Annotated in this window: 20 protein-coding genes; 10 read left to right on the top strand and 10 right to left on the bottom strand. The window is 74.1% G+C overall.

Annotated elements, in window-relative coordinates:
- Positions 1-74: 74 nt before the first annotated feature.
- Positions 75-587: a transcriptional regulator NrdR gene (gene nrdR, locus KUM42_RS04480; RefSeq protein WP_237495310.1), complete on the bottom strand. Its 513-nt coding sequence runs from the start codon at positions 585-587 to the stop codon at positions 75-77.
- A gap of 267 nt (positions 588-854) precedes the next feature.
- Positions 855-1475: a LysM peptidoglycan-binding domain-containing protein gene (locus KUM42_RS04485; protein ID WP_237495313.1), complete on the bottom strand. Its 621-nt coding sequence runs from the start codon at positions 1473-1475 to the stop codon at positions 855-857.
- Positions 1476-1786: 311 nt separating this feature from the next.
- Here KUM42_RS04485 and lexA point away from each other — a divergent pair, with 311 nt between their 5' ends.
- Positions 1787-2587: a transcriptional repressor LexA gene (lexA, locus tag KUM42_RS04490; protein ID WP_237495314.1), complete on the top strand. Its 801-nt coding sequence runs from the start codon at positions 1787-1789 to the stop codon at positions 2585-2587.
- A gap of 83 nt (positions 2588-2670) precedes the next feature.
- Here lexA and KUM42_RS04495 read toward each other — a convergent pair whose 3' ends face one another.
- The 4 genes from KUM42_RS04495 to KUM42_RS04510 form a co-directional block, all read right to left on the bottom strand.
- Entirely contained in the window at positions 2671-3744 is a 1074-nt protein-coding gene (locus KUM42_RS04495; RefSeq protein WP_237495316.1) for a hypothetical protein, read from the bottom strand.
- Positions 3716-4444 (bottom strand): phosphatase PAP2 family protein, encoded by a 729-nt coding sequence (locus KUM42_RS04500; RefSeq protein ID WP_237495318.1) that lies wholly within the window; start codon positions 4442-4444, stop codon positions 3716-3718. Before KUM42_RS04500 ends, KUM42_RS04495 begins: the two co-directional genes overlap by 29 nt.
- A 121-nt stretch (positions 4445-4565) precedes the next feature.
- Complete coding sequence (gene hflX / locus KUM42_RS04505; RefSeq protein ID WP_237495320.1) at positions 4566-6053, bottom strand: GTPase HflX; 1488 nt, start codon at positions 6051-6053, stop codon at positions 4566-4568.
- 69 nt (positions 6054-6122) lie between these two features.
- Positions 6123-6638 (bottom strand): transcriptional regulator, encoded by a 516-nt coding sequence (locus KUM42_RS04510; protein ID WP_237495322.1) that lies wholly within the window; start codon positions 6636-6638, stop codon positions 6123-6125.
- Between the two features lie 69 nt (positions 6639-6707).
- On the opposite strand from KUM42_RS04510, the gene KUM42_RS04515 reads away from it, so the two are divergent.
- On the top strand, positions 6708-7982 hold the full coding sequence (locus tag KUM42_RS04515; protein ID WP_237495323.1) for an MFS transporter: 1275 nt from the start codon (positions 6708-6710) through the stop codon (positions 7980-7982).
- Positions 7983-8019: 37 nt separating this feature from the next.
- Positions 8020-8208 (top strand): hypothetical protein, encoded by a 189-nt coding sequence (locus KUM42_RS04520; RefSeq protein ID WP_237495325.1) that lies wholly within the window; start codon positions 8020-8022, stop codon positions 8206-8208.
- Positions 8209-8218: 10 nt separating this feature from the next.
- Here the strand turns inward: KUM42_RS04520 and dapF are convergent, their stop codons facing one another.
- Genes dapF through KUM42_RS04535 form a run of 3 tightly spaced genes read right to left on the bottom strand, consistent with a single transcriptional unit; the run spans position 8219 to position 10721 of the window.
- Complete coding sequence (gene dapF, locus KUM42_RS04525) at positions 8219-9115, bottom strand: diaminopimelate epimerase (protein WP_237495327.1); 897 nt, start codon at positions 9113-9115, stop codon at positions 8219-8221.
- The gene (gene miaA / locus KUM42_RS04530; RefSeq protein ID WP_237495328.1) at positions 9112-10035 is read right to left on the bottom strand and encodes a tRNA (adenosine(37)-N6)-dimethylallyltransferase MiaA; all 924 of its coding nucleotides are present in this window, start codon (positions 10033-10035) and stop codon (positions 9112-9114) included. Before miaA ends, dapF begins: the two co-directional genes overlap by 4 nt.
- Positions 10032-10721 carry a hypothetical protein gene (locus tag KUM42_RS04535; protein WP_237495330.1) on the bottom strand — a complete coding sequence of 230 codons (690 nt, stop codon included), beginning with the start codon at positions 10719-10721 and terminating at the stop codon, positions 10032-10034. Before KUM42_RS04535 ends, miaA begins: the two co-directional genes overlap by 4 nt.
- A gap of 41 nt (positions 10722-10762) precedes the next feature.
- On the opposite strand from KUM42_RS04535, the gene KUM42_RS04540 reads away from it, so the two are divergent.
- Both KUM42_RS04540 and KUM42_RS04545 read left to right on the top strand, forming a co-directional pair.
- Complete coding sequence (locus KUM42_RS04540) at positions 10763-12442, top strand: DUF349 domain-containing protein (RefSeq protein WP_237495332.1); 1680 nt, start codon at positions 10763-10765, stop codon at positions 12440-12442.
- 262 nt (positions 12443-12704) lie between these two features.
- Positions 12705-13847: a glutathione-independent formaldehyde dehydrogenase gene (locus KUM42_RS04545; RefSeq protein ID WP_237495334.1), complete on the top strand. Its 1143-nt coding sequence runs from the start codon at positions 12705-12707 to the stop codon at positions 13845-13847.
- Between the two features lie 111 nt (positions 13848-13958).
- Here the strand turns inward: KUM42_RS04545 and miaB are convergent, their stop codons facing one another.
- Entirely contained in the window at positions 13959-15419 is a 1461-nt protein-coding gene (gene miaB / locus KUM42_RS04550) for a tRNA (N6-isopentenyl adenosine(37)-C2)-methylthiotransferase MiaB (RefSeq protein WP_237495336.1), read from the bottom strand.
- Between the two features lie 185 nt (positions 15420-15604).
- On the opposite strand from miaB, the gene KUM42_RS04555 reads away from it, so the two are divergent.
- From KUM42_RS04555 to KUM42_RS04575, 5 genes are all read left to right on the top strand, one after another.
- Complete coding sequence (locus KUM42_RS04555; RefSeq protein WP_370629352.1) at positions 15605-16324, top strand: amino acid ABC transporter ATP-binding protein; 720 nt, start codon at positions 15605-15607, stop codon at positions 16322-16324.
- A gap of 29 nt (positions 16325-16353) precedes the next feature.
- Complete coding sequence (locus tag KUM42_RS04560; protein ID WP_237495339.1) at positions 16354-17250, top strand: glutamate ABC transporter substrate-binding protein; 897 nt, start codon at positions 16354-16356, stop codon at positions 17248-17250.
- Between the two features lie 65 nt (positions 17251-17315).
- Positions 17316-17963 (top strand): amino acid ABC transporter permease, encoded by a 648-nt coding sequence (locus tag KUM42_RS04565; RefSeq protein WP_237495341.1) that lies wholly within the window; start codon positions 17316-17318, stop codon positions 17961-17963.
- Complete coding sequence (locus KUM42_RS04570; protein ID WP_237495343.1) at positions 17960-18850, top strand: amino acid ABC transporter permease; 891 nt, start codon at positions 17960-17962, stop codon at positions 18848-18850. The genes KUM42_RS04565 and KUM42_RS04570 overlap by 4 nt, the downstream gene beginning before the upstream one ends.
- A 202-nt stretch (positions 18851-19052) precedes the next feature.
- The gene (locus tag KUM42_RS04575) at positions 19053-19772 is read left to right on the top strand and encodes a LuxR C-terminal-related transcriptional regulator (RefSeq protein WP_237495345.1); all 720 of its coding nucleotides are present in this window, start codon (positions 19053-19055) and stop codon (positions 19770-19772) included.
- The last annotated feature ends 56 nt before the right edge of the window (positions 19773-19828 follow it).

Here is a 19828-nt window from a genome sequence, read left to right on the forward strand (position 1 = left end):
GTGGTGTGGGTGTCCCGCGGGGCGGGAGCGCCGCGACCGGGTGGTCGGGCAGGTCGGGCAGCTGGTCGGGCGGGTCAGCCGGTCGGCGCCCCGGCGGCTGCGCCGTCGGGGCCGGCGGGCGGGCCGTTGTCGGCGACGTCGGGCCGGAGCCGCTTGAGCTCGGCGATCTCCTTCTCGAAGTCCGCGGCCGAGGAGAAGGACCGGTAGACGCTGGCGAACCGGAGGTAGGCGACCTCGTCGAGGTAGCGGAGCGGGCCGAGGATGGCGAGGCCGACCTCGTTGCTGGGCACCTCGGCGGAACCGGTGGCCCGCACGGCGTCCTCGACCTTGGCGGCCAGGACGGCCAGCTGGCCCTCGTCGACCGGGCGCCCCTGGCAGGCCCGGCGCACACCGGCGATGACCTTGTTGCGGTCGAAGGGCTCGCTGACGCCGCTGCGCTTGACGACGGCGAGCACCGGCTCCTCCACCGTGGTGAAGCGCCGCCCGCACACCGGGCAGGACCGGCGGCGGCGCGTGCTGGCGCCCTCGTCGGTCTCCCGCGAGTCGACGACCCGGCTGTCGGGGCTGTGGCAGAAGGGGCAGCGCACCGGGGCACCTCCTCGATCGGCGGGCCGCCGGAGCGACCGTGGTGACGCGCCCTGTGGACCGGCCGGGGGACATCCGGTGGATGTCCTGGGGCTGACCTGGGGACGCGCCTGTGGAGAGGAACTACATCTCTGTCACACAAGATGTTGGGGTGAGGTTAGCCCCGCACCACTACAGGTACAACCCCTGGGCCCCGGCGCGTCTTCCTGAGACGCACCCGCCCCGCCCGTACCAGGCACTTTCCCCGGACACGCCGGGCGCAGCGCCGGTCAGGGCAGCTGGAGCTCGGCGCCGGGCAGGAGGTCGACGCTGTCGAGGCCGTTGAGGGCGACGATCGCGTCGATCACCGCGCGCGGGTCCTCCTCGGGCGCGACGGCGCGGGCGATGGACCACAGGGAGTCCCCCGACCGGACGACGAACGTGTCGGAACCGGCCAGCTGCAGGCCGCTCTCCCGGTTCATCTCGACGTGCACGACCGTGGCCGCGGCGAGGGACAGCCCGATCGCGATCGACAGCCCGGCGACCACCCGCTGACCGCGCGCGGTGAGCCGCAGCGGCGGCGGCGGCCGGCGGACCCCCGACCGCTCCCGTCCCGCCGCGGGGCGGGGCTCGGTGGCGCAACCGCCACGGACGGCCCGCCCGGCCGGGAGCCCGTCGAGCCGCGCCGGGCGGGCCCCCGGGCGGGCCGCGTCGCGCCGGGCGGTGGCGGGCGCGGCCGGCTGCGGCCCACGGCCGGTCGCCGCCGGGACACGGGCGGCGACCCGGCGGGCTGCGGCCACGGGCCGCCACGGCGACGGCGGCGTGGGCGCCGGTACGGGTGCCCCGGGGGCGGAGGACACGGAGGCGGCGGACACGGGGACGGGGGCGTCGAGCTGCTGCGGGCTGACCATCGGGGTGCTCCTGGAGGTCTGGCGGTGGGACGTCGTCGGGCGTCCGGCGCGAGCGGGCGGTCCCCCCGAGGCCGGCCACCGGGAGGTGGTCGCCTCGAACGCCTGTTCGAATCGAACGTCTGTGCGATGTCTACCGCATCCCTCCGACAAGTCCCACCCCTGACGCGCGACATCTTCGAACAGGTGTTTGAACAACACCGGTGTAACCCGCTACCGTGACACCGAGATCGCTGACCGGACAGCTCTCCCGGCCCCAGGCGCCGGGTGGGCCACTGGGTACCGCTGCCCCGGCAGCCGGACGAGGAGGACACATGGCGGCCGACGGCCCCACGGCAGGCGGCACGAGCCCCTCGCGACGCACCCGCGCGACGGCCCAGGCCGCCGACGCCACCACCGGGACCGGGGCGGTGGCCGCGGTCCGCGAGTTCCCCGACCGCGGGGAGGCCGGCGACGGCCTGACCCAGCGTCAGCGCCGGGTGCTCGAGGTCATCCGCGACTCCATCGACCGCCGCGGCTACCCGCCCTCGGTCCGCGAGATCGGCGAAGCCGTCGGGCTGTCCTCGGCCTCCTCGGTGGCCCACCAGCTCTCGGTGCTGCAGCGGAAGGGCTGGCTGCGCCGCGACCCGAACCGGCCGCGCGCCCTGGACGTGCGGATGCCCGGTGAGACCACCGTCATGGCCGAGTCGCCCGCCGAGACGCAGGCCACCGCTGCTGCTGCCGACGAGACGAGCAACCCGCGGCCCACGTACGTCCCGCTCGTCGGGCGGATCGCCGCCGGTGGCCCGGTGCTGGCCGAGCAGGCGGTGGAGGACGTGTTCCCGCTGCCCCGCGAGCTGGTCGGCGAGGGCACGCTCTTCATGCTCAAGGTCGCCGGTGACTCGATGGTCGAGGCGGCCATCTGCGACGGCGACTGGGTCGTCGTCCGTCAGCAGCCCACCGCGGAGAACGGCGAGATCGTCGCCGCGATGATCGACGGCGAGGCGACGGTGAAGACCTACAAGCGCCGCGACGGCCACGTCTGGCTGATGCCGCACAACCCGGCGTACGAGCCCATCCCCGGCGACGACGCGACGGTGCTCGGCCGCGTCGTCACCGTGCTGCGCCGGGTCTGACCAGTCGGCCCACCGCTGCCCCTCGGGCAGCGGTGGGCCACAGCGGCACCACCAGGGCCCCCTCGCAGGCGAGGGGGCCTTCGTCAGGCCTGGCGACGGCGGAACCGGCCGCCGATCCAGATGAGCCCCGTCGCCACGCCGGCGGCGATCAGCCCGGCCGTGACCGGACCGACCGGACGGGACGGGTCGGCGGCCTCGGCTGGCGCCGCGGCGGCAGCACCGTCGTCCCCGGCTGCGGGCGGCGCGGGCGCGAGGTCGCCGGCGACCGGCACCAGGGTCACCGCCGCCGGCAGGCTCTCGCTGCTGACCAGGAGGCTCCGCTCGTCACCGGCGAACGCGATCGCCTCGCCCTGCGGGGAGTCCGGCAGCGGCACCCGCACCGGCGACCCGCTGAGCGCCCCGGTGACGTCCGAACCGGTCAGCGGCCACACGTAGGCGTCGGTGTAGGTGCGCAGGGCGATGCGCTGCCCGTCGGCGGAGACCGCTCCCCCGGTGACCAGCAGCTGGCCCGCCCGTCCGACCGGCCCCCCGGGCGTGCCGGTGAGGGTGAAGCCCATGCCGAGCACCCGGGTCATCGGCACCGTCGCACCGTCGGCCAGGGGGGCGTCGGGCCGGTAGACCGAGCTGGCGCCGAGCACCTCCTTGGTCACCAGGTACGGCGTCCCGTCCGGGGCCAGCAGGAGGGCCTCGGCGTCGTGCGCACCGTCGGGGTAGGTCAGCCGGGTCAGCGTGCTGCTGCCGTCGGTGCGCAGCCCGATGAGCGCGACGGTCTCCCGCTTCTGCTCGTTGTCCCCGGTGTCGGCCAGCCAGACCGTGCCGTCGGCGCCCACGGCGAGGTCCTCGGGGTCGTAGGGGTCGACGTCGGCGGTGCGCACCTCGCCGACCGTGCACGCGCCGTCGAGCGCGTAGACCTCCACCCGGTCGCCACCGTCGTTCATCGCCAGCATGCCGTCGCCCACGCCCACCAGCCCGGAGAGCTCGGGCAGCCGCGGGTCGGTGATCTCGCACCGCGTGGTGGGGGCGCCGTACGCCTCGGCCGCGACGGCCGGGGACACCGGCAGCACGACCAGCAGGCCCAGGGGTGCGGTCAGCGCCGCGCCGGCCACCCGGGTGCGGCGGCGGGCGCGGTCACGACGGCTGTCGGCCCGCTCGAGCACGGGCCCAGCGTGACACCGGCAGCGTGTCGAGCGCATGAACCACGCCCAACAGCAGCACGCCGACGGCCAGCCCGGCCAGCACGTCGCTGACCCAGTGGAAGTTGAGCGCGACCATCGCGATGCCGCTGACGAAGGGTCCCGCGACGGCGAGCAGCCGGGCGGCCCGCTGCACCCACGCCGGCAGCCCGAACTCCACGGCCTGCCAGCGCGCCACGCCCCACATGAGGACCGCGTTGGTGACGTGACCCGACGGGTAGCTGCCGCCCCCGCGGTGGAAGTACGAGCCGGGGTACTCCGGGGCGGTGCGGCCGGTGCCCCACTTGAACGCGTAGACGACGGCGGTGAGCAGCACCAGCGCGGCCAGGATCCGCAGCGCCGGTACGTACGTGCGCCGCCGGACGGCGGTCCAGGCGACGAGCCCGGCCAGCACGATGAGGACGGTGCCGCGGCCACCGGCCTGGGTGAACACCCACACCGGCCAGTAGAGGGCGGAGTGGCGCAGGTCCCAGCCGTCGACGACGCCGGACACCCGCAGGTCCAGCGCCTCCAGCACCCCACCGGTCAGCAGGTCGACCGTCACGGCCACCAGGACGACGGCGGCGACGGCGAGCAGCCACCACGGCGGGCGGCCGGTGCCGGTCACCGGCGCGGCGGCGTCCTCGGGCCGGGTCAGCGGTCGCGACGCTCCGCTGCTGGCCACCGCGTCACCGTACCGGCCCCGACCGCGCGTCCCGGGAACGCAGCAGGGCCGCGCCGCGGTGCGGCACGGCCCTGCTGCTGACCCCGCCGCACCCACCGGGCGGTGGTGGCGGGGTCCTCGCTCAGACCTCGAGGGCCGGTGCGGGGTAGGGCTCCAGCAGGGCGGCCAGCCCCGCGTCGACCTGCGCCACCAGCCGGGTGCCCTCGGCCTCGTGGACCTCCTCGAGCACCTCGCCGTCCCGGTGCACCTTGGCGACCAGGTCACCGCGGTCGTAGGGCACGAGCACCTCGACGTGCACGGCGGGGTGCGGCAGCCGCGCGGCGATCACGTCGCGCAGCGCCTCCAGGCCCTCACCGGTGCGGGCGGAGACCCAGACCGCGCCGGGCAGCGCCTGGCGGAGCAGGAGGACGTCCTCCTCGCTCATCGCGTCGACCTTGTTGACCACGATCAGCTCGGGGACCGAGGAGGCGTCGATGTCGGCCAGCACCGTGTGCACGGCGTTGATCTGGCCCAGCGGGTCGGCGTCGGACCCGTCGACGATGTGCAGCAGCAGGTCGCTGGCCGCGACCTCCTCCAGCGTCGACCGGAAGGCGTCGATCAGCTGGTGCGGCAGGTGCCGCACGAAGCCGACGGTGTCGGTGAGCGTGTACTCCCGGCCGTCGACGGTCTCCGCGCGCCGGACCGTGGGGTCCAGGGTGGCGAAGAGCGCGTCCTGCACCAGCACACCGGCGTCGGTGAGCTGGTTGAGCAGGCTGGACTTGCCGGCGTTGGTGTAGCCGGCGATCGCCACGCTCGGCGTCGCGTTGCGGTCGCGGGAGTTGCGCTGCGTCGTCCGGGCGGTCGACATGCCGGCGATCTCCTTGCGGAGCTTGCTGACCCGGGACCGGATGCGGCGACGGTCGGTCTCGATCTTGGTCTCACCCGGGCCACGGGTGCCGATGCCGCCACCGCCGGCGACACGACCACCGGCCTGCCGGCTCAGCGACTCACCCCAGCCACGCAGGCGCGGCAGCATGTACTGCATCTGCGCCAGCTCGACCTGGGCCTTGCCCTCCCGGCTGGTGGCGTGCTGGGCGAAGATGTCCAGGATCAGCGCGGTCCGGTCGACCACCTTGACCTTGAGGATCTTCTCCAGCTGGTTGAGCTGGCCGGGGGTCAGCTCGCCGTCGCAGATCACGGTGTCCGCGCCGGTGGAGGCGACGATGTCGCGGATCTCGTTGGCCTTGCCCGAGCCGACGTAGGTGCCCGCGTCGGGCTTGTCGCGGCGCTGCACGAGGGCCTCGAGGACCTCGGAACCGGCCGTCTCGGCGAGGGCGGCGAGCTCGGCCAGCGAGCGCTGGGCGTCGACGGCCGTCCCCTCGGTCCAGACGCCGACCAGCACGACGCGCTCGAGGCGCAGCTGCCGGTACTCGACCTCGGTGACGTCGGTGAGCTCGGTGGACAGCCCCGCCACGCGGCGGAGCGCGCTGCGCTCCTCGAGCGCGTAGGACCCCGGCGTCTCGCCCGGCAGGTCCCACTGAGAAGGGGTGGTCGTGTCGCGCGACCGGCCGGCCTTGTCGGCCCGGTCCTCGGCGTCGGCGAGGATCGCGCGGTTCTGCGGTGTCGTCATCGTCTCCAGCGTGGCATGCCCCTGCGAGCGGGGCGAGTGAGTTGTCGTCATCTTGTCCGTTACAACACCTCAGAGCTCCGGGTGCATCCCGAGGTAGAGCGACCACTTCTGCCCCTCGGGGTCCGCCGGCCGGGCGACGAACTCGTCGAGCAGCTCCTGCACCCGGTCCTCCAGCTCGGCCTTCTGCGCCGGGGTCAGCCGGAGCGCCAGCCGGGTGCTCTCCAGGCGCTGCTCCCCCACCTCGGCCACCTCCTCCAGGAAGGCGCCGAGCGCAGGGTCCTTCCTGGGCCCCGGCCCACCGGCGTTGTCCATGTGCCAGCTCTTGCCGGTCGCCCGGTAGGGCACCTCGCGGGCCCCGCGGGGGCCGCGGCGCTCGGGCTCGGCGGCCAGGAACCCGGTCTCGCGCAGGGTGCGCACGTGGTGCAGCACGGTGGCCGGGTTGCGGCCGAGCCGGGCGGCGAGCTCCTTGTTGGTGAGCGCGGTGTCGCGGCACAGCCGCAGGATCCGCAGCCGGACGGCGGAGGCCAGCGCGCGCGCCTCGGCGTCGGTGGCCGGCCGCCGCTCCTCACCCGCGGGTCCGCTCACCCCGCCAGCCTAGGACGACGCGCCGCAAAGCGATTGACACTCCCCAATCACTGCCACCAGGCTGCGCCCGTGACCACCGACCGGAGCCTGCTGCGGCACCGCGACTTCCGTCAGCTCTGGGCCGCCGAGACCGTGAGCCAGGTCGGCACCCAGGTGACGATGCTGGCCCTGCCGGTCATCGCGGTGACCCTGCTGGACGCCACCCCGCTGCAGATGGGCGTGCTCACCGCCCTGGAGACCGCCGCCTTCCTGCTCGTCGGGCTGCCGGCCGGCGCCTGGGTGGACCGGTGGCGGAGGAAGCGGGTGCTGGTGACCGCCGACCTCGTGCGCGCGGTCGTGCTCGCCACGCTCCCGGTGGCGTACCTGGCCGACCTGCTGAGCCTGGGCCAGCTGTTCGTCGTCGCGGCGGTCACCGGCACCGCGACGGTGTTCTTCGACGTGGCCTACCAGAGCTACCTGCCCGCGCTGGTCGACCCCGACCAGCTGGTCGACGGCAACGGCAAGCTCGAGGCCAGCCGGGCGGTGGCGCACGTCGCCGGCCCGGGCGTGACCGGCGTGCTGCTGCGGGTGCTCGGCGCGCCCCTGCTGGTCGCGGTGGACGCGGTCTCCTTCCTGCTCTCGGCGCTCCTCATCGGCCGCATCCGCACGCCCGACGCGGTGCCCGACCGGGCGGCCCGGCGCCCGCTGCGCACCGAGATCGGCGAGGGGCTGTCCTTCGTCGTCCGGCACCCGCTGCTGCGCCGCATCGTGGCCTGCACCGGCACGGGCAACCTGTTCGGCGCGATGACCAACGCCCTGCTCGTGCTCTACGTGATCCGCACCCTGGGCCTGTCGGAGGCGACCCTCGGGCTGGTCTTCTCCCTCGGCGCGGTCGGCGGCCTGCTGGGCGCGGCCACCGCCGCCCGCGTCGCCCGCCTGGTCGGTGAGGGCAGGTCGATCCCGCTGTCGGCCGTCACGTTCGCCGCGGCCGGGGCGTTCGTGCCGCTGGCCGCCGCGGGTGCCCCGGCGGTGCTGCTGACGACCGGCTGGTTCGTGCTCAGCTGGTCCGCCGTCGTCTACAACGTCACCCAGGTCAGCTTCCGGCAGCGGCTGTGCCCGCCCGGGCTGCTGGGCCGGATGAACGCCTCGGTGCGCTTCATCGTCTTCGGCGGGATGCCGCTGGGCGGGCTGCTCGGTGGCGTCCTCGGCGAGTGGCTCGGCGTCCTGCCCGCACTCTGGATCGCCACCGCGGGCGGCTTCCTGGCCTGCCTGCCGGTGCTGTTCAGCCCGCTGGTGACCATGCGCGACCTGCCGCGGGAGCTGGACGTCACGGCCGCGCCGGTTGGGTCCGGCAGCGCCGGGTAGGTCGCGCTGGACGCATCCAGCACACCGGAGGACGACGATGACCCAGCCCACGACCAACTCCGACGGCGAGCTCGACGACCCGGGCCGCGACCCGGTCGGCCTCGAGGTGCCGCGCAACCCGCTCGGCGGCGCGGACCAGGACACCGGCCGCGGCACCCCGCGCGGCGACGACGGTGACGCACCCGGCGACAACGACGCAGCCGAGGGCGGCGCCGCCCAGCCCTGAGCCGGGCAGCTCAGCCCGCGAGCCACTCCCGGGTGAGCACGCCGGTGGCCACGACGACGGCGGGGCCGGAGAGCACCGTCGCCGTCCCGTCGAACGCCACCTCGAGCCGGCCGCCCGGGACGTCCACCGAGACCGTCCCGGCGGTCCGGCCGCCGGCCTGCAGGGTGGCGTAGGCGGCGGCGCAGGCGCCGGTGCCGCAGGACCGGGTCTCCCCCACGCCGCGCTCGTACACCCGCAGCCGGACGTGCGCGGAGGCACCGGTGGGGGCGTCGGTCGCCGCCAGGATGTTGACCATCTCGACGTTGACGCCGTCCGGGAACATCGCCGGGTCGACGCCGGGGAGCGCGGTGAGGTCGAGGGTGTCCACCTCGACGTGGGTGAGGCAGACCAGGTGCGGGTTGCCCATCGAGACCCCCGACCCGGGGTACGCCACGCCGGCGATCCGGGCCGCGCTGCGCCCGAGCGGGACGGCGGGGCCCATGTCCACCCAGTAGCCGCCGTCGGGGCGCGCACCCACCCGGCGCGGGCCGCCGCGGGTGCCGACCAGCACACCGGCCTCGGCGGCCGCCCGGTCCAGCAGCCCCTCGGCCAGCAGCACGTGCAGGTACAGCCGGATCCCGTTGCCGCACATCTCGGCGTGCGAGCCGTCGGCGTTGCGGTGGTCCATGAACCACTCGCAGTCCTCCAGCGCCGCACCGAGGACGGCGGGGGCGTCGGGCACGTGCACGCTGCGGACCACCCGCAGGACGCCGTCGCCGCCGAGCCCGGCCCGCCGGTCGCAGAGCCGGCGCACCAGCTCCGCGTCCAGGCGCTCCTCCGGCCACACCGTCCCGTCGGGGTCGGGCAGGACGACGAAGTCGTTCTCCGTGCCGTGGCCCAGGAGCACCCGCGGGTCGCTGTCGATCACGCCCCGATCGTACGGGCGCCGACCAGCGCCTCCACCGCGTCGACCAGGTCGGGCCGGGCGGCGTCGAACCAGGTGGTGGCGGCGTCCCGGCGGAACCAGGACCGCTGCCGGCGGACGAACCGTCGGGTGGTGACCACCGTGCGCTCGACCGCCTCGGCGGGGGTGAGCAGCCCGTCGAACTGCTGCAGCACCTGCGCGTAGCCCAGCGCCCGGGACGCCGTCGGGCCCTCGCGCAGCCCGTCGGCGGCCAGCCGCTCGACCTCGGCGACGAACCCGGCGGCCCACATCGCCTCGACCCGCCGCGCCAGCCGGTCGTCGAGCTCGGCGGTCTCCCGGTCCAGCCCGACGGTCACCGCCGGGTAGTGCGCCCGCGGCTCGGGCAGCCGCGCGGAGAACGGCTGCCCGGTGAGCTCGATGACCTCCAGCGCCCGCACCACCCGCCGTCCGTCGCTGGGCATGATCGCCGTCGCCGCGGCCGGGTCGAGTGCGGCCAGCCGGTCGTGCAGCGCCGCGGGGCCCGCCAGCGCCAGCTCCTCGCCCAGCCGGGAGCGGACGGCGGCGTCGGTGCCGGGGAAGTCCAGCTCGTCGAGGACGGCGCGGACGTAGAGCCCCGAGCCGCCGACCAGCAGCGGGACGACGCCGGCGGCACGCAGCCGGTCGACCTCCGCGCGCGCCCGCTGCCGGTACTCGGCCACCGAGGCCGGCTCCCGCACGTGCCACAGGTCCATCAGGTGGTGCGGCACGCCCTCGGTCTCGGCGGCGGTGGGCTTGGCGGTGCCGATGTCCATGCCGCGGTAGAGCTGCATCGAGTCGGCGTTGACCACCTCCCCGCCCAGCCGGTGCGCCAGCGCCACGGCAAGCGCGGTCTTGCCGGTGGCGGTCGGCCCGACGACCGCGACCACGGGCGGCAGCCCGGTCACGGCGCGGTCCACGTGGCCACGAGGTAGCCCACGCCGAACGGTGCGGCGTCGTAGCTGAGCTGCGCGCGGGAGGTGCGCCCGGCCAGCGCCGTCCCGACGGCCCGCCACACCGGCACCCCGGCGGCCAGCAGCCGCTGCCCCTCGGCAGGGTCGAGGGCGGCGAGCGCGGCCGGGTCACCGGCGGCCAGGGCGGCGGCGACCGCGGCGTCGAACGGTCCGGCGGCGGGGTCGAGGGCGCCGGGGGCCTTCTCGGTGCGCCGGGCCGAGCCGTCGCCCATCGCCAGCACGCCCACCGGACCCGGCGCCCCGGACAGCGCCGCCGCCAGGTCGCCCGGTCCCACGCCGACCCGCGCCCCCGTGTGCCGGGCCGCGTCCAACAGCCAGGCGCCGACCAGGTGCGGCAGCGGCACCGGACGCCCGCCGGGCGCCGCCGGCCCGGCGAAGGGCACGTCCAGGTCGACGCCGAGACCGCGCAGGCTCCCGCTGTCGCCGGGCCCGAGGCGCACCCCGTCCGCACCCTCGCCGACGACCAGGACGACGGCCGGGCCGGCGGCCAGCAGGGTCGCCACGGCGGCCGTCGCCGCGGCGCGCAGCTCGGTCAGGGCCGCACCGGGCAGGCCGGAGACGGCGGGCAGCAGCAGCGGCGGCTGCGGGCAGAAGGCGACCGTGACCGGAGGAGGACTCACGCCAGGGAGTGTCGCGGATGAGTCGTGGGAGACTCGTCAGCGTGTCGAGCACGGAGAACACCGGAGACCGGACGCAGCAGCCCACCACCCCCGAGGAGCAGCCCGAGACAGCAGTCCTCGAGGTCGCCCCGGTGGACGAGGGGCCGCTGGGTGCCACGCCGGACGCCGCCGTCCCCGAGGACGGCGACCCCACAGCGGTGACCGCCGAGGCGGTGACCCCTGAGACGGTGACCCCCGGGACGACCGAGCCGGTCGCCGAGCAGTCGGCGCCCGTCGCGGTGCCCGTGGAGACCGACGCCCCGGCGCCTGCCGCCGAGGACGTCGCCGTCACCGAGGTCGCCCCCGTCGACGAGGGCCCGCTGGGTGCCACCCCCGACGCCGAGCCCCAGGACGCCACCCCCACCGCCGTCGAGACCCCCGCGGCCGAGACCCCTGCCGCACCCGCGCCTGCCCGGTCCGGCGGCCGCGCCCCCAGCGACGTCCCGAGCGTCGTCCCGGCCATGCCGGCCTCGGACCCCTCCGCCTGGGGCCGGGTCGACGAGGACGGCACCGTCTACGTGAAGACCGCCGGCGGCGAGCGCTCGGTCGGCTCGTGGCAGGCCGGCGCGCCCGCCGAGGGCCTGGCCCACTACGGCCGCCGCTTCGACGACCTGGCCACCGAGGTCACCCTGCTGGAGGCGCGGCTGGCCGCGCACACCGGCAACCCCGGCGAGATCCGCACCAAGGCCCAGGAGCTGGCCGACACCATCCCGCTGGCGCAGGCCGTCGGCGACCTCGACAGCCTGTCGGCCCGCGCGCGGGCGATGGTCAGCATGGCCGACACCGCGGTCGCGGCGAACCGGGCCGAGAAGGCCGCCCAGCGCGTCGTGCAGGTGCAGCGCAAGGAGGCCCTGGCCGCCGAGGCCGAGGACATCGCGGAGAACTCCTCGCAGTGGAAGGCCGCCGGCGACCGCCTGAAGGCGATCGTCGAGGAGTGGAAGACGATCAAGGGCATCGACCGCAAGACCGACGAGGCGCTGTGGCAGCGCTTCGCGGCCGCGCGGGACGCCTTCGGCCGCCGCCGGGGCGCGCACTTCGCCCAGCTGGACACCCAGCGCTCGGAGGCCCGCGCGGCCAAGAGCGAGCTCATCGCCGAGGCCGAGAAGCTGTCGACCTCCACCGAGTGGGGCCCGACGAGTGCCGCGATGCGCGCGCTGATGGACCGCTGGAAAGCCGTGCCGCGGGTCGGCCGGGACACCGACGACGACCTGTGGAAGAAGTTCCGCGGGGCGCAGGACGTGTTCTTCGCCGCCCGCACCGCCAACGACCAGGCGCGCAGCAGCGACGAGGTGGCCAACCAGAAGGCCAAGGAGGAGCTCCTCGCCGAGGCCGAGAAGATCGAGCCCGGCAAGAACGCCCGGGGCGCGCAGGAGGCCCTGCGCAAGATCCAGGAGCGCTACGACGCCATCGGGCACGTGCCCCGCGGCGTCATGCGCGACCTGGAGGACCGGATGCGCGCGGTCGAGGAGAAGGTCCGCGGCGCGGCCGAGGCCGGGCGTCCGCGGGTCGAGCCGGAGAACCCGCTGCTGACGTCGATGCGCGCGGCGGTCACCAAGGCCGAGGAGCAGCTGACCAAGGCCCAGGCATCCGGCAACGCCAAGCGGATCGCCGAGGCCGAGGCCGCGCTGTCCACCCGGCGCGAGTGGCTGACCGAGGCCCAGAAGGCGTCCTCCCGCCGCTGACGCAGGACCTCCCCCGTGGGAGGCCGAGCAGGGCCCGTCCGGTCGTCCGGACGGGCCCTGCTGCGTCTCACCCCGGTGGTGTGACGTGCGAGACGGCGCATCCGGCGGCCCACATCGGTGTAGCGCACAACCAGTCGGGTAGGCCGAAGAGGACCGGGGCCGTCGGGCGGCCGACCGGGTGTGCAGCCCGGCTCCATCGGGCGGGCGCCCCGCTCCCCCGCCACGGCCCGGTCACCATCCGACGAGGACGAGGAGCACCACCATGAAGGCAGTCGTCTACCGAGGCCCGAAGAACGTCGCCGTCGAGGACGTCCCGGACCCGACGATCCAGGCACCCACCGACGTCGTCGTGCGGATCACCACCACGAACATCTGCGGGTCGGACCTGCACATGTACGAGGGCCGCACGAACGTCGAGGAGGGCAAGGTCCTCGGCCACGAGAACATGGGCATCGTCGAGGAGGTCGGCCCCGGCGTCGACCGCATCAAGGTCGGCGACCGCGTGTCGGTGCCCTTCAACATCGGCTGCGGCTCCTGCCGCAACTGCCTCGAGGGCTGGTCGTCGTTCTGCCTGCGCGCCAACCCCACCGAGGGCATGGACGGCGCGGCCTACGGCTACGCCAACATGGGTCCCTACGACGGTGGCCAGGCCCAGTTCCTGCGCGTGCCGTGGGCGGACTTCAACCTGCTGACGCTCCCCGAGGGCACCGACCACGAGAACGACTTCACGATGCTGTCGGACGTCTTCCCGACCGGCTGGCACGGCGTGGAGCTCTCCGGCCAGGTCCCCGGTGACCGGGTCGCCGTCTTCGGCGCCGGCCCCGTCGGCCTGATGGCCGCCCACAGCGCGATGCTGCGCGGCGCCTCGCAGGTGTTCGTCGTCGACAAGGCCGCCGACCGGCTGGCGCTGGCGTCCCAGATCGGGGCCACCCCGATCGACTTCAGCGCCGGCGACCCGGTCGAGCAGATCATGGACGCCACCAACGGCGTCGGCGTCGACCGTGGCGTGGAGGCCGTCGGCTACCAGGCGCACGACTCCGCCGGCGAGGAGCACCCCGAGCTGGTGCTGGACAACCTGGTGCAGGTCGTCAAGGCCCGCGGCGGCATCGGCGTCGTCGGCGTCTACATGCCCTCGGACCCGGGCGCCTCGTCCGACCTGGCCAAGGAGGGGCGGATCCCCTTCTCCTACGGCCAGTTCTTCACCAAGGGCCAGTCGATGGGCACCGGCCAGGCGCCGGTGAAGCGGTACAACCGCGAGCTCCGGGACCTGATCATCACCGGCCGGGCGACCCCGGGCTTCATCGTCTCCCACGAGCTGGGTCTCGACCAGGCCGTCGAGGGCTACGACAAGTTCGACAACCGCGAGGACGGCTGGACCAAGGTCCTGCTGCACCCCGGCAAGTGAGCCAGCGGCCCGTCATCCCCCCGGGATGACGGGCCCCTCGCCGCAGGCATTGGTACCGATGCCTGCGTCCTGGCCGTCAGGACGCACGTGTTGGTACCAATGCCCCAGGTGTCAGCTGCAGGCGAGGACTGCGGGCAGCGGGGCCGGGACACCGATCTGCGGCAGGCCGAGCATGACGCCGGGCGTCGTCGGGCGGGTGCCGGCCTCGGTGGCGTCGCCGGCGCGGGTACGGCGGTGGGACAGCAGGACGCCGTCCGCGACCAGGAAGTGCGGCTTCGCCGCGGTCACGACCGTCTCCACCACGTCCCCGGGCCGCACGCCGTCCGCGGTGGTGAAGTGCACCAGCCGGCCGTCGCGCGCCCGTCCGGACAGCCGGCCGCGGGCGGCGTCCTTGCTGCCCTCCCCCGCGGCGACCAGCAGCTCGACCCGGCGGCCGACCTGCGCGGTGTTCTCCGCCCAGCTGATCTCGTCCTGCAGGGCGGTCAGCCGCAGGTACCGCTCCTGCACGACCTCCTTGGGCAGCTGGTCGGCCATGTCGGCCGCCGGCGTGCCCGGGCGCTTGGAGTACTGGAAGGTGAAGGCGCTGGAGAACCGCGCCTGCCGGACGACGTCCAGGGTGTCCTCGAAGTCGGCGTCGGTCTCGCCCGGGAAGCCCACGATGATGTCGGTGGTGATCGCCGCGTCGGGCATCGCGGCCCGCACCCGGTCGATGATGCCGAGGTAGCGGTCGCGCCGGTACCCGCGGCGCATCCGGCGCAGCACGTCATCCGAGCCCGACTGCAGGGGCATGTGCAGCTGGTGGCAGACCGACGGCGTCTCGGCCATCGCGTCGATGACGTCGTCGGTGAACTCGCGCGGGTGCGGGCTGGTGAACCGGATCCGCTCCAGGCCCTCGATCCGGCCGGCGGCACGGAGCAGGTCGGCGAAGGCGCCGCGCTCGCGGAACTCCACGCCGTAGGCGTTCACGTTCTGGCCCAGCAGGGTCACCTCGAGCACGCCCTGGTCGACCAGCGCCTGCACCTCGGCCAGGACGTCGCCGGGACGGCGGTCCTTCTCCTTGCCGCGCAGCGCCGGGACGATGCAGAACGTGCAGGTGTTGTTGCAGCCCACGCTGATCGACACCCAGCCCGAGTGCGCGGAGTCCCGCTTGGCCGGCAGGGTCGAGGGGAAGACCTCCAGGGCCTCCTTGATCTCGACCTGGGCCTCCTCGTTGTGCCGGGCCCGCTCCAGCAGCGCCGGCAGCGAGCCGACGTTGTGGGTGCCGAACACGACGTCGACCCAGGGCGCGCGGCGGACGATCTCGCCGCGGTCCTTCTGCGCCAGGCAGCCACCGACGGCGATCTGCATGCCGGGGTGGGCGTCCTTGACCGGGCGCAGGTGGCCGAGGTTGCCGTAGAGGCGGTTGTCGGCGTTCTCCCGGACCGCGCAGGTGTTGAGCACGACGACGTCGGCGTCGGTGCCCTCGGGGGCCGCCGTGTAACCGGCCGACTCGAGCAGGCCGGAGAGCCGCTCGGAGTCGTGCACGTTCATCTGGCAGCCGTACGTGCGCACGAGGTAGGTCTTGCCGTCCACCACCGCATCGTAGAGACCGGCCCGGGCGGCACCGTCGGCTGCCGGTCGTGACCCGATCGACACCCGCTCCGGGAACTCACAGCGTCGTTACAGCTTCGTGATGCCGAGGCGACCATCAGGCGTCCGGCAGCCGCCTAAGGTCACCCGCTGTGACCGAACGTCCGACCGGAGAGCCTCTCGTCCGCCTGTCCGGCGTCAACAAGTGGTACGGCGAACTCCACGTCCTGCAGGACATCGACCTGTCGATCGACCGCGGTGAGGTGGTCGTCGTCATCGGCCCGTCGGGGTCGGGCAAGTCGACGCTGTGCCGCACGATCAACCGCCTGGAGTCGATCGAGGGCGGTGAGATCACCATCGACGGCCAGCGCCTCCCCGAGGAGGGCAAGGAGCTGGCCCGGCTGCGCGCCGACGTCGGCATGGTGTTCCAGAGCTTCAACCTCTTCGCGCACAAGACGATCCTGGAGAACGTGACGCTGGGGCCGATCAAGGTCCGGAAGCAGTCGAAGGCCGACGCCGAGAAGCGCGCCCGCGAGCTGCTGGACCGGGTCGGCGTGGGCCACCAGGCCGACAAGGTGCCCGCCCAGCTCTCCGGTGGCCAGCAGCAGCGCGTGGCGATCGCCCGCGCCCTGGCCATGGACCCGAAGGTGATGCTCTTCGACGAGCCCACCTCGGCCCTGGACCCGGAGATGATCAACGAGGTCCTCGACGTGATGACCTCGCTCGCCCGCGACGGCATGACCATGGTCGTGGTCACCCACGAGATGGGCTTCGCCCGCCGGGCCGCCAACCGGGTCGTGTTCATGGACGCCGGCCGGATCGTGGAGTCCGCCGTCCCGGAGACGTTCTTCACCGCGCCGTCCTCGGACCGCGCGAAGGACTTCCTCTCCAAGATCTTGAACCACTGACCGTCCGCACCCCCTCGAGAGGACCCTCCATGCGCATCACCCGACACGTCGCCGCACTGGCCGTGCTGAGCGCCGGCGTCATGCTGTCCGGCTGCTCCAGCGACGCCGGCAACCAGGCCGAGCAGGCCGCCAGCAACGCCCCGGCGGTCGAGACCGCCGTGGAGTTCCCGGCCGGCAGCACCATGGCCCGCCTGTCCGACGCCGGCAAGATCACCATCGGCACCAAGTTCGACCAGCCCGGCTTCGGCCTGCTCAACCCGGACAAGGTCCCCGAGGGCTTCGACGCCTCGGTCGCCACGCTGATCGCCGGCAAGCTCGGCATCGAGCCCTCGGACATCACCTGGGTGGAGACCGTCTCGGCCAACCGCGAGTCGGCCATCACCGAGGGCCGGGTCGACATGGTCGTCGCCACCTACACGATCAACGACAAGCGCAAGCAGCTGATCGACTTCGCCGGCCCGTACTACGAGGCCGGCCAGGACATCATGGTCAAGAAGGGCAACCCGCTGGCCATCACCGGGCCCGATGCCCTCGCGGGCAAGAACGTCTGCTCGGTGGAGGGCTCGACGCCCGCGGAGAACATCCGCACGAAGTACCCCGAGGCGAAGCTGACGCTCTTCGACGTCTACTCCAAGTGCGCCGACGCCCTCACCAACGGCCAGGTCGACGCGGTGACCACCGACAACGTCATCCTCACCGGGCTGGTCGCGGGCAACCCCGACGGGTTCGAGCTGGTGGGCAAGCCCTTCACCAAGGAGCCCTACGGCATCGGCATCAAGAAGGGCGACGACGACTTCCGCACCTTCATCAACGACACCCTCGAGGCCTCGTTCGAGGACGGCTCGTGGGCGAAGGCCTGGGACGCGACGGCCGGTGCCATCAGCGGCACCCCGGCACCCACGCCGCCGACCGTCGACCGCTACTGACCTCCCGCGGTGCCGCTGGGTGACCATCCCGGCGGCACCGCGACCTGGCCTCGAGAGGGGGCGCAGTGCAGTTCTTCTCCGACAACCTCCCGCTGCTGCGGGACGCCTTCCTCACGACGCTGGGCCTGTCGCTGCTGTCGGGCCTGCTGGCGCTGGTGCTCGGCACCCTGCTGGCGGCCATGCGGGTCAGCCCCGTCCCGCCACTGCGGGGGCTGGCCACCTTCTACGTCGAGACCTTCCGCAACACCCCGCTGACCGTCGTCTTCTTCTTCATCATCTTCGGCCTGCCGCAGATCGACTTCGTGGTCAGCTTCTTCGTCGGCGCGGTGGTGTCGGTGGGCATGTACACCGCGGCGTTCGTGGCCGAGGCCCTGCGCTCGGGCATCAACGCCGTCGGCCCGGGCCAGGCGGAGGCAGCCCGGGCGATCGGGCTGACGTTCGGCCAGTCGCTGCGCGAGGTGGTGCTGCCCCAGGCGTTCCGGACCGTGGTCCCCCCGCTGGGCAACGTCTGGATCGCCATGGTCAAGAACACCTCCATCGCCGCCGGCTTCGCCACCACCGAGCTCGCCGCGACGCTCCCCCGGCTGGCCAACGCCAACGCCGGTGACATCCTGCTGATCCTGCTGGCGGTGGTGGTCGGCTACATGCTGATCACGGTGCCGTCGGCGTACGGGATCCACCACATCGAGCGCCGGGTGGCGATCCTCCGATGACCACGCCCGTCCTCTTCGACGTCCCCGGGCCGCGGGCACGCGCCCGGATCCGGATCGGCACCGTCGTCGGCGCCCTGCTCGTGCTGGCGATCGTCGCCTTCGTGCTCGTCCGGCTGGGTGGCAACGGCCAGCTCGAGGGACAGCGCTGGGCGGTCCTGTTCGACCCGAACACCAACGTGCCCCAACGGCTGTTCGAGGCGCTGCTGCGCACGCTGCGGGTGGCCCTCGTCGCCATGGTGATCGCCACCGCGCTGGGCCTGCTGCTGGCGGTGGCCCGACTGTCGGACCACCGCTGGCTGCGCCTGCCGGTCTCGGCGGTCATCGAGTTCTTCCGCGCGATCCCGCTGCTGGTGGTGATCTTCGCGCTCTACTTCGTCCTGCCGGGCTTCGGCATCCGGCTGAGCACCTACGCCGCGCTCACCGCCGGGCTGGTGCTCTACAACATGGCGGTCATCGCCGAGATCGTCCGCGCGGGCATCCTGTCGGTCGACCGCGGCCAGCGTGACGCCGCCCTGGCCGTGGGCATGCGCAAGTCGCAGGTCATGAGCCTGGTCCTGCTGCCGCAGGCGGTGCGCCGGATGCTGCCGATCCTCATCGCCCAGCTGGTGGTGCTGCTCAAGGACAGCTCACTGGGCTTCATCATCGGCTACTTCGAGCTGCTGCGGCAGGCACGCAGCCTGGTCGAGTACTTCACCCCGCGGTTCGGCAACGACTACACGTTCCAGCTCTACGTGGCCGCGGCGCTGATGTACATCGTGGTCAACGTGCTGCTGTCCCAGCTGGCCAAGCTCGTCGAGCGGCGCACCCGGCGCAACGCGAGGACCGCTGCCGCCGCAGCACCCGCCCTCCTGGACGACGGGTCCTCCACGGGCGGCCAGGTCGTCTGACACCGGCTCCGGTCGGTACACGGTCCGGGCACGTCGCCGGTGGCCCCGCCACCGATGACGTGCCCGGACCTGTTCCTCTCCCCTGCCGTCGTCGTACTGTCGGCCGGCGGCGCCGCGCACCCGACCGACCCCGGTCCGCGCGCGGTGGACGGGTGGACCAGCACGGCGCCACCGTCCGGCCGCGGACTCGACGAGGAGTCGCATGGCACCGCGCGCGCAGGACAGCACCCCCTCCGTCGTCGCACCGGTCGCAGGGCTGCTGCGCCGGCTCATCGCGGCCAGCGGCAGCCTCGTGGAGGCGGCAGCCGGGAGCGTCTCGCTGGTCGACGGTTCCCGGGACCGGTACGCCAAGCTCGCCGAGCGGGGCACGTCGTGCCGGCTCGGCAGCAGCTTCTCCCTGGACGAGGGGGTCACCGGTCAGGTGGTCGCGCACCGGCGGCCGGTGGTGCTGGCGACCTACGGCCAGGTGCACGCCGGTCACCTCGCCGCCGGCGGGGCCGCGCACGCCGGCGCCGTCCTCGCCGTCCCGCTGTGGTGGCGGGGTGACGTGGTGGGTGCCAACGTCGTCTTCGCCTGCCGACCGCGCCGGTTCACCCTCGCCGAGGTCGACGAGCTGGAGCTGCTCACCCAGTCGGCGGTCCCCGAGCTCGTGCGGCTGGGCGCCGAGGACCCCGCACTGACCCACCTGCTGCACCCCCCGGGGCAGCAGCCCGACGCCACCTCCCCGCTCACCCGGCGGGAGCAGGAGACCCTCGCCCTCCTCGCGGGCGGGCTGAGCAACCGGGAGATCGCCGGGGCGCTGGTGCTCGCGCCCAAGACGGTCGAGAAGCACGTCGCCGAGGTGCTGCGCAAGACGGGCACCCACAGCCGCACCGCCGCGGTGATGACCGGCCTGCACCGGGGGTGGCTGCCGGACCGGTAACTGGGTGATCCACCCCATGGACCTGTGACCTGGACCACGCTTGACTCGGCGACGCG

It is taken from the genome of Modestobacter sp. L9-4 (assembly GCF_019112525.1).
Lineage (GTDB): Bacteria > Actinomycetota > Actinomycetes > Mycobacteriales > Geodermatophilaceae > Modestobacter.

Coding starts and splice junctions, on each gene's coding strand:
- KUM42_RS04545 (WP_237495334.1), top strand. CDS start 12,705: ATGAAGGCAGTCGTCTACCGAGGCCCGAAGAACGTCGCCGTCGAGGAC.
- hflX (WP_237495320.1), bottom strand. CDS start 6,053: ATGACGACACCGCAGAACCGCGCGATCCTCGCCGACGCCGAGGACCGG.
- KUM42_RS04570 (WP_237495343.1), top strand. CDS start 17,960: ATGACCACGCCCGTCCTCTTCGACGTCCCCGGGCCGCGGGCACGCGCC.
- lexA (WP_237495314.1), top strand. CDS start 1,787: ATGGCGGCCGACGGCCCCACGGCAGGCGGCACGAGCCCCTCGCGACGC.
- KUM42_RS04520 (WP_237495325.1), top strand. CDS start 8,020: ATGACCCAGCCCACGACCAACTCCGACGGCGAGCTCGACGACCCGGGC.
- KUM42_RS04575 (WP_237495345.1), top strand. CDS start 19,053: ATGGCACCGCGCGCGCAGGACAGCACCCCCTCCGTCGTCGCACCGGTC.
- KUM42_RS04485 (WP_237495313.1), bottom strand. CDS start 1,475: ATGGTCAGCCCGCAGCAGCTCGACGCCCCCGTCCCCGTGTCCGCCGCC.
- KUM42_RS04560 (WP_237495339.1), top strand. CDS start 16,354: ATGCGCATCACCCGACACGTCGCCGCACTGGCCGTGCTGAGCGCCGGC.